This window comes from Nesterenkonia sandarakina (assembly GCF_003003175.1).
GTDB lineage: Bacteria > Actinomycetota > Actinomycetes > Actinomycetales > Micrococcaceae > Nesterenkonia > Nesterenkonia sandarakina_A.
Map to the genome: position 1 here is coordinate 1 of NZ_PVTY01000052.1, position 1,533 is coordinate 1,533.

At 62.1% G+C, this 1,533-nt stretch carries 3 protein-coding genes; all 3 read right to left on the minus strand.

The features are described from left to right. Window positions 1-218 precede the first annotated feature (218 nt). Window positions 219-419: a hypothetical protein gene (locus tag BCL67_RS15090; protein WP_106124216.1), complete on the minus strand. Its 201-nt coding sequence runs from the start codon at window positions 417-419 to the stop codon at window positions 219-221. A 109-nt stretch (window positions 420-528) separates the two neighbouring features. Continuing rightward, window positions 529-729: a hypothetical protein gene (locus tag BCL67_RS15095; protein WP_106124217.1), complete on the minus strand. Its 201-nt coding sequence runs from the start codon at window positions 727-729 to the stop codon at window positions 529-531. 3 nt (window positions 730-732) lie between these two features. Then, on the minus strand, window positions 733-1,533 hold an 801-nt coding region (locus tag BCL67_RS15100), incomplete at its 5' end, for an AAA family ATPase (RefSeq protein ID WP_146131225.1).

Genomic DNA, 1,533 nt, shown 5'->3' on the forward strand with positions numbered 1-1,533 from the left:
GGCGCGGAAGGCAGCACGAAACGCCGTGTTGTTGCGTGGTCTCTGGGGCGTTTGGGCGCGCGGTGCTACAGTGGGAAGCACAAAAGGTGCCTCCCTCGCACGGGAGTCATCGGTTCAATTTCCTTCGGGGATTGGATTCAGAACCGGACTGTTTGGCGACCGAACGGTTCTGAAAGGCTTTGGGGAAGCGCTCACCAGTAGGTGGGCGCTTCTTCTTTTTATGCGGTGAGTGGCAACCTCTCCTGCTGCTGGTCCAAGTTTTCGAGGTCGACGGGCTCGAGTGCTTCCGCTATGAGGCCACCAACGAAATCCGTCTTGGTGGTCTGCGAACGCTTCACGTACGTATCAAGTTTCTGGAAGAGCTCTATAGGTAGACGAACAGTGACTACTTCACGTTCACCCTTATTGATCTGGGGCATCGACCTCTCCTCTCGGCTGTTCCCAGTTAACCTGTGCGACGCCCCGAGTGAGGGAATCTGATTCGGCGTGTCGAACATGAATCTGAATCAGGGCCCCTGTGGCGGACCTCTAGGTCAGGACAAGAACGAAGAGGGTCATCCCATAGCCGAGCACTGCCAACGCGAGGAACACCACTGCGGCGATCCACAGGCCGGGGCTCTCTGCTGCGCTGGTGCGGTTCTTGCGGCGAGCCAGTAGGCCAACGATGAGAAAGACAGTCGAGGTTACGAGAAACGCGGTGACAGGAATGACGGTGGCAGCGATCTCCATGTTTTAGAGTCCCCTCGCGACGGCCGCAGCGGCGCGCAGCCATGCGCGCTGTGTGGAGCTGCGCAGCGCGTCGTAGTGCAGCACCCCATCGACCATTGCCGGGTCATAAGGGATCGAGACCGCTTCGCGGGCGAGCTTGCTGAATCCGTTGCGGACCTCGGCCGCTTCGGTGGGCTTGGCGGAGTCGTTGGATTCCGAGACGATCACCACGGCCTCATCGGCCAGGGCTGCGGATCGCTCGTCGCGGTCTGCGAGAGCTTCGAGCAGAAGGGCGCCGGCCTCGGCGTGCTCGTCCTTGGTGGTGGTGGCCACCACGAGCTGATCGCTGAGGTCGATCATGCGCTTCCACAGCGGATCGGACTCATCGTTACCGGAGTCGATGAAGATTAGCCGGTAGAACTTGCTGGTGACCTGGTGAATGGCGTCCACGTCGCCGGCATCGACGCGCTGCGCATCAGCCAGGGCCACCGGCTTCGAGCGCAGCACGTCGTAGCGGTCGGTGGTCTGGTGGTGCACGAAGTGCGCCAGATCCGCCGACTGTGCCCCGGTAGAAAGCAGGTCAGTAGCCTTCGGCAGCAGATCAAGGATCGTCGCGTCGTGGGGGCCTTGCTCGGTGCGCCATCCCAGGGTGCCGCGCGTTTGGTTGTTGTCGTAGGCCAGCACGCCACCGCCGCCGAATCGGGCGAACACTGCGGAGAGCAGGATCGTCGTCGGGGTCTTCGAGGCTCCGCCCTTGCCGTTGACAATGGCGATAGTGCGGGGCCCGGGCCAGTGCTGAGAGACCGCCTGACGGTCGATCCGCTG

What these genes read in the sequence shown, in the direction of transcription:
- BCL67_RS15095 (WP_106124217.1), bottom strand. Translation starts at nt 729, where the DNA reads ATGGAGATCGCTGCCACCGTCATTCCTGTCACCGCGTTTCTCGTAACC.
- BCL67_RS15090 (WP_106124216.1), bottom strand. Translation starts at nt 419, where the DNA reads ATGCCCCAGATCAATAAGGGTGAACGTGAAGTAGTCACTGTTCGTCTA.